3 protein-coding genes and 1 pseudogene are annotated in these 7,468 nt (G+C 47.7%); 2 read left to right on the top strand and 2 right to left on the bottom strand.

Annotated features, from left to right (window positions below):
- Together ACN4EG_RS26620 and ACN4EG_RS26615 are read left to right on the top strand one after the other, a co-directional pair.
- Window positions 1-817: pseudogene (locus tag ACN4EG_RS26620) on the top strand (hypothetical protein); the annotation flags it as partial.
- A gap of 226 nt (window positions 818-1,043) precedes the next feature.
- The gene (locus ACN4EG_RS26615) at window positions 1,044-1,328 is read left to right on the top strand and encodes a peptidase (protein WP_431633311.1); all 285 of its coding nucleotides are present in this window, start codon (window positions 1,044-1,046) and stop codon (window positions 1,326-1,328) included.
- On the opposite strand, the gene ACN4EG_RS26610 is transcribed toward ACN4EG_RS26615, so the two are convergent.
- Window positions 1,318-4,122, bottom strand: a complete 2,805-nt coding sequence (locus tag ACN4EG_RS26610; protein ID WP_431633310.1) for a PAS domain S-box protein — start codon at window positions 4,120-4,122, stop codon at window positions 1,318-1,320. The two genes, ACN4EG_RS26615 and ACN4EG_RS26610, sit on opposite strands and share 11 nt — an antisense overlap.
- Before the next feature lie 417 nt (window positions 4,123-4,539).
- Entirely contained in the window at window positions 4,540-7,230 is a 2,691-nt protein-coding gene (gene clpB / locus ACN4EG_RS26605) for an ATP-dependent chaperone ClpB (RefSeq protein WP_431633309.1), read from the bottom strand.
- Between the last annotated feature and the right edge of the window lie 238 nt (window positions 7,231-7,468).

Raw genomic sequence — 7,468 nt, 5'->3', positions numbered from 1 at the left:
GATCGCGCCCCCTCCTCGCAAAGAACTTCCCCCCGCACCACCACGGGATAATCCACCGCCTTCGGTTGATTCAGGCTCCGCACCTCCTCCAAAAACCCCTCCAGCACCTCCTCCAGCGCCTCCTTCTGTCCCAACGCCCAAACCGCCTGAATTTATTGACAAGTCTCTGGCAAAACCAGGCGTATTATCTCAGTTCGATCGGGTTGCCAATAACCGCTATTACCACGTGTATTTCTACGATGGTAAGGCTAAAGAACCCATTCAAATCCGCTTGGTGGGCAGCAACGATAAACGGTTAGGATTAACGCCTTCCCTATTCCTCTTTGATCCCGATGGCGGAGTGATTGGTAAACGATTTGGTGAAGGTAATAATTCCAAAAGTGCCTTTATGTTCAATCGTCTGCCTAAGGACGGGATTTATGCGATCGTGGTGACCAGTCGCGCTGAAAAAGATATCGGTCGCTACAGTCTCGTAGTCAGGGACGATCGAACGAACTATCTTTTAGATAAAGAAGGTTCACTCAATGACAAGAGCCCTCGCTTCACAGATAGCAAACGTCCCTTTGCCGCCTACGAATTTACAGGCAAAAAAGGTCAGATTGTTAACATCCGGGTCGATACTCCCAGTGCTGACTTCATTCCATTGGTCTATCTGGTTAATGCTAAAGGTGAACTGATTAACACCTACTCCGACAAAGACAAACTGTATCGCGTTCAAATTGAACGGGCCGAACTTCCCAGTGATGAGACTTATTTTATCGTTGTGACATCACTCTATCCCGCTGGTCGTGGCAAATATCGAGTTAGTCTTTACTAACTGATGAATATGCATGCAATGTCAATGCAGCAATGCTGAGGGTAGGCAGCACTGCTGCATTGATGTGGATTAATAGCTTACTACCAAACTTGGTTATCCCAAAATATCAGAGCTTTAAACTCAGCCTCTCCGTGTCAAGAACCGATAAATCTTCCTGCTGTCTCCCTTCCTAAAGATACGCAGTCACGCCAGACTCTAGACAGCATTTTAGGATTTCTTCAGCCCCATGTTAATTCGAGCATTTCGTCGATATCATCGATCGCTAGCTTTGATTACTTGTATTCCGTTTTTTCTCACTACCATTACTGGAATGGCCTATCCCATTTTGTCGGATTGGCTAGGAACTAAACGATTTTTGTGGTTACTGATGCGTATCCATACGGGCGAGTTGTTTGGACTACAGGCCATTTACCCTGTGCTCAATGGATTAGGTAGTTTGGGTTTATTGATCACTGGATTGTCGATGATGGGGGTCTTTCGTCGATCGAAATCATCGGAAACTACTCCATAGCGACCGTATCTAGATCGATCGGAATCTCAATCACAAACTCCGCACCCCCGGATTTGGCCGATCGACAACGCAAGGTTCCCCGATGCTTCTCCGTGACAATTTGGTAGCTAATTGAAAGCCCCATGCCTGTTCCTTGGCCCACGGGCTTTGTTGTGAAAAACGGATCAAACAACCGCGATCGATATTCTGGAGCAATGCCGACCCCATTATCTGCGATTATAATTTTGACCCATCCCGGCTTACTGATCTCCGTCACGATTGTAATCTTCGGTTGCTCCGTTGCTTCCAAATCCACCTTGGGAAATTTCTCTGCTACTGCATCGATCGCATTGGCCAACAGATTCATAAACACTTGGTTCAACTGCCCCGCATAGCACTTGACTGGTGGTAAATCTCCATAAGCCTTTTCCACTTGAATGCTCGGTTTATTGGCATTAGCCTTGAGTCGATGCTGCAAAATCATCAATGTACTATCCAAGCCTTCGTGCAAATCTGCAACTTTGCAATCCGCCTCATCCAGCCGAGAAAATGTCCGCAAAGATAACACGATCTGCTTAATCCGTTCTGCGCCTTCTTGCATCGATCGCAGCGTCTTCGGAAAATCCTGCACCAGAAAATCTAACTCAATTGCTTTGGCCCAATCCTGAATTTCTGAGGCAGGATTGGGATAATGCTGTTGGTACAGTTTCAACAGACCCAAAACACCCTGGGCATAGGCATCTACATGGCTCAAATTGCCATAAATAAAACTGGTGGGATTGTTAATCTCATGGGCCACTCCCGCCACCAACTGCCCCAACGAAGACATCTTCTCACTTTGGACGAGCTGGGTTTGGGCGTGCTTCAGTTCCTTAATCGCGATCGCCAAATCAATGGCTTGTCGCCGCGATCGCGATTCCGACTGTTTAAGCGCCTTTTCTACCTCCTTGCGATCGGTCACATCAAATAAAAACCCATCCCAAATAATGTCCCCACTCTCCCGCTTGGTGGGAATCGATCGTCCTTGAATCCATTTGACTCTTCCTGAAGCCGTTTGAATGCGATGCTCGGAAAACCAGGGTTGCAAGCTTTGTGCCGATTCTACTACGGACTGATTTAGGGCAGAGACATCTTCCGGAATCACTAATCCCCACAAAGCATGAGGATCCGCAACAGCAACCTCCGGCGAAATCTCATAAATATCCCAACAGCGAGGACTGACATAGGTAAACGCCTGGGAACCATCTGCGTAGAGCACAAACTGGTAAAGGATTCCGGGAATGTTTTTAGCTAACTGACGAAATTCTCGTTGTTGTTTTTTTAGCGCTGTTTCTGTGAGCTTGCGATCGCTGATATCTCGTACGACCGATAAGGCATGGGGCTTTCCTTGATATAGATAAGGTGTGCCAATGACCTCTACATCAAAGATCGAGCCATTCTGCCGCAGAAACTTAGACTCCGCTGCAAAGATTTGCCCTTGGTGAATAGAAGTAAACAATCGATCTAACTGAAACCGATATTCCGGAACGACAACATTTGCGGCATCTAGTCCAATTAAAGCTTCATAGGCATAACCATAAATCCGACAAGCTGCTGGATTGGCTTCGACCACTGTTTGAGTTTCTAGATCCGTAATCACAATCCCATCGGTGACCGTTTCAAAAATCCCCCGATATTGCGTTTCTTGCTGCCGTAAAATGGCTTCCGTCTGCTTTCGTTCAATTTCTGCTCCAACCCGTGCTGCAAAAATTCGCAAAATCGATTCTTGAATCTGATCCTGCTCATCCATCGGCTGAGTATGCAAAACGCCCATCGTCCCTAACCAATGGCCATGGCTGTCTACGAGGGCGATGCTCAAATAACTGTCAACCCCCCAAGTCCCCAAATCTTGATCTTCTGGAAAGAGAGTTTGTAATGACTTGGGAAACCTTGCAAACCCATCTTTTGCCGTGATGGCACAGGGCGTTCCTGTGAGATCATATTCAAAATTGGGGGCAAAATCCTCCCCAGCCCACACCGCCAGCATCCTTGCTCGCGATCGCGTTTCATCAATAAATTCCGTAATAAACGCAAAGGGCATTTGCAGGGCTTCTGCCAAAAATTTCACGCACGATCGGAAAAACTCATTCCCCGTACTGGCACTGGTTCCATCTACGACCAATCGCAATGCCTCTTCATGACGTTTACGATCGGTCCAGTCAAAGGCTGTGCCAATAATGCGATATACCTGTCCTGTCTCATCCTTCAGTGGATTCAGCGTGGTCATCCACCAACTCAGTCGTCCTTGAGAGGCAATCGACTCTTCGTACTGCAAGGGCAAACCCGTTTGAATGACTTGCTGTAATCGTTGTTTTTCTGACGTTCCAGCGTCAAGTCCATAAATTTCCTCAGAGCTTTTGCCTGCGATCTCTGCACTCGTCAAGCCGGATACCCGTTCTGCCGATCGATTCCAACCGACATAGCGAAACTGGTTCTTGTCCACCACGTCAATCACAAAGATGGGATAATCCACGCCATCATAAATCGATTGTAGAAACTGCTCTTGCTCCGATGGAATGGATTCTGTCCGGTTGGGGGTGAGGGGTTTTCGTTGGCTTCTTTGCAGTTCATAGCGAATTCCTACCGCCCGCGAAAAGGCTGCTGAAATACTATTCCGTGTATTCACCGTTTTGAGTTGCCGTTCTGCCGCGATCGCTAAGCGATCGTAAGCTTCTCGTAGTGCCTCTTTCATCCATTGGTTTTCCTGCTCTAATAGCATTAATTGCTGATAGACAGAGCCAAGCTTATCGGATTGCGTAATGGAATTGAGAAGCATACTTAAATCTCGCAGAAGCTCAAGAGCGAAGATAGGGACAAAGCAACAATGAGAAGCGAGTGTGAAAGACTGAATAAAGACAAAATAAAGTCTGAAAAATCGTAAGATTACTGAAATCAAATCAATGTAACCTACGAAAAATCAGAGAAGCTACGATTCCGACGCCTCAAAGAGTGCTACCAATTCAAGAGCAACCAATTTAGAAAAGATTCAATATTTGATTGATCATTAATTGATTTATTCAGACTACCCATTGTGCGGCAAAATCTATCTCTGGAAATACCGCAAAAATCATATTCAGACGGAAGTTGTGTACCAAAAAATCATAGACAAACCAAAAATCTACAAAACAATGGAGAGACTTTTGATGACAAAAGTCTCCCACAGTTTATTGATCTAATGAATCCATCTCACACGTTAGGAAACAGGTACCTCTTCCTTCTTGTCTACTTTCACCTTGCGACCAAATGTTAACTTCCCGTCCCGACAATCAATTACGATCGTATCTCCCGCTGAAAACGTATTTTCCAATAACTTCGTCGCGATCGGGTTCTGCAACTGTCGTTGAATAGCTCGCTTCAAAGGCCGAGCCCCATAGGTTGGGTCATAGCCTGCATCGGCAATGTACACCTTGGCTACATCGGTAATTTCCAATGAAATTTTTTGATCTGCTAACAGTTCAGCAATTTTTTGAATTTGTAAGCCTACAATGCTGCTCAATTCCTGACGGCTCAACGGATGGAACAAAATTGTATCGTCAATCCGATTCAGAAATTCTGGACGAAAATGCTTTTGCAACGCTGCCATTACCCGTGTTTCCATTTCGTGATATCGCGAATCATCTCCGACTACTTCCAAAATGTATTCGCTACCGATATTACTTGTCATCACAATTACGGTATTACTAAAGCTGACGGTACGGCCTTGACCATCCGTAATTCGCCCGTCATCCAATACTTGCAGCAGAATATTAAACACATCTGGGTGGGCTTTCTCTACCTCATCAAACAGCACTACCGAATAGGGTTTGCGCCGCACTGCTTCCGTCAGTTGCCCGCCTTCTTCGTAGCCCACATAGCCTGGAGGTGCCCCAATCACCCGCATCACTGAACTCTTATCCATGTACTCCGACATATCCAGTCGGATCATGGCATCTTCTGCGTCAAACAAAATTTCCGCTAACGCCCTCGCCAACTCTGTTTTTCCGACGCCCGTGGGCCCCATGAATAAAAATGATCCGATCGGACGGTGGGGATCCTTCATGCCCGATCGGGCTCGCCGAATTGCTGCCGCGACCGCTTCGACCGCTTCATTTTGCCCAATGACTCGACCATGCAAATGCCGTTCTAGGTTGAGTAACTTTTGCCGTTCTGACTCCATCAGCCGATTGACCGGAATCCCTGTCCATTTGGCCACAATCTCTGCAATATCCGACTCTGTCACCTGTTCCCGTGCTAAGGTTGAACCCTGGGCTTGCAATTTTGTGATTTCCTCTTCTCGCGTGGCCCGCTCTGCTTCTAATTTCTCTAGTTCATAGCGGAAGCGATACATATTGTTGTAATCAAACTCTCGCTCTGCCTGTTTGATTTGGTTGCGTAATTGTTCTTCCTTTTTCAACTCCTCATTACGTTCATCTAGCAATCGCTTTTCCGCTTCCCAGCGACTACTGAGATCATTTTTTCGCACCTCTAATGTTGCAATCTCTTTTTCAATCTTTTCTACCCGACTTTTGGCCGATGCCGATGCGGTTGGAGACTTGCTCTCATCCTCCAACGATCGCTTTTCCATCTCTAACTGCGCTAACCGTCGCTCCAACGATTCCAATGCTGCTGGTTTAGAAGTCACTTCCATGCGCAATTTTGCTGATGCTTCATCGACCAGATCGATCGCCTTATCCGGCAAAAAGCGATCGGCAATATATCGGGAAGATAAATGTGCAGCTGCAACTAGGGCTGAATCCGCGATTTTGACGCCATGGTGGGCTTCATAGCGTTCCTTGAGTCCTCGCAAAATGGACACTGTATCATCCACGGTGGGTTGCTCCACCAAGACCTGTTGGAAACGTCGTTCCAAGGCTGCATCTTTTTCAATAAATTGACGATACTCATTCAGCGTTGTTGCCCCGATGCAGCGCAATTCGCCCCGCGCCAACATTGGCTTTAACAAATTACTGGCATCCATCGTGCCTTGGTTGCCCCCGGCTCCCACCACCGTATGTAATTCGTCGATGAATAGGACGATCTGCCCCTCCGAGGCCATGACTTCCTTGAGCACCGTCCGCAGTCGTTCCTCAAACTCGCCCCGGTACTTAGCTCCGGCAATCAGTGATCCCATATCCAGGGAAATCAATTGCCGATCCTTTAACGACTCCGGCACCTGCCCATCAATAATGCGCTGAGCCAATCCTTCCACGATCGCCGTTTTGCCCACTCCTGGCTCGCCAATCAATACCGGATTATTTTTACTCCGCCGCGAGAGAACCTGAATGACGCGTCGGATTTCCTCATCGCGACCAATCACGGGATCAATCTTGCCCTCCCGCGCCAGTTCCGTCAGATCCCGGCCAAAGCGTTCCAATGCCGAAGTTTGACTACCACCCGATCCCCCGCTGGGTAAACCCGCAACCCGATTGCCCGATTCCCCCGCCGCTTCTAATGCCTTTTGGGTCGCCTTGACGTCTTTAATGGCTGCTTCCAACTGCTTCCCATCCAAATTAAAGGCCCGAAATAGCCGAATCCCCAAGCGCGGATCAGCCGTAAAGCCCAGCAGTAAATGTTCCACTCCGATCGTGGTCTCTTGGGCGGCATTTCGGGCAATTTCCGCCCGATCAAGCAACTTTTCTAGGCTATAGCCCACATACAACTGGTCAACTGCCCCTAACTTCGGTTGCCGCTGGGTAAAGTCGTCAATCTGCTGGAAAAAGCGGGTAACATCTACGCCCACCTTAGTCAGCACCTTGCCCACCAGACCATCGGCCTGTTCCAGCAGCGCCACCATCACATGCTCAGCTTCCAAGTTCTGGTGCTTATAGCGACGAACAACATCTTGGGACTGGACGATGGCTTCCCATGCTTTTTCGGTAAACTTGCTCGGATCAGTCGGTTGCATTGGCTCCAGGGAATGACGGGTCAATAAGAGGGAGGGCGACTGAGATACCTGAAGTCACTCAGACATCTCATCTAGACATCCTATTTTAAGGGTAGTCGCCACTTCAGGAACATTCACCCGTTCAACATTCCAGGATTAGAGTTGTTGGGAAATAAAACCAGCTCTGGGACAGGGTTTGCCCTGACTGTTATCTAACTTATGCTGCATCTAAGTAGAAGTTCCACAAGCCTGCTGCGTT

Origin of the sequence: Alkalinema pantanalense CENA528 (assembly GCF_050753345.1) — a bacterium.
Lineage (GTDB): Bacteria > Cyanobacteriota > Cyanobacteriia > Leptolyngbyales > Leptolyngbyaceae > Alkalinema > Alkalinema pantanalense.
Note: the sequence above shows the minus strand (reverse complement) of the source record. Positions and strands in the feature narration are given on the sequence as shown.

What these genes read in the sequence shown, in the direction of transcription:
- ACN4EG_RS26610 (WP_431633310.1), bottom strand. Translation starts at nt 4,122, where the DNA reads ATGCTTCTCAATTCCATTACGCAATCCGATAAGCTTGGCTCTGTCTAT.
- clpB (WP_431633309.1), bottom strand. Translation starts at nt 7,230, where the DNA reads ATGCAACCGACTGATCCGAGCAAGTTTACCGAAAAAGCATGGGAAGCC.
- ACN4EG_RS26615 (WP_431633311.1), top strand. Translation starts at nt 1,044, where the DNA reads ATGTTAATTCGAGCATTTCGTCGATATCATCGATCGCTAGCTTTGATT.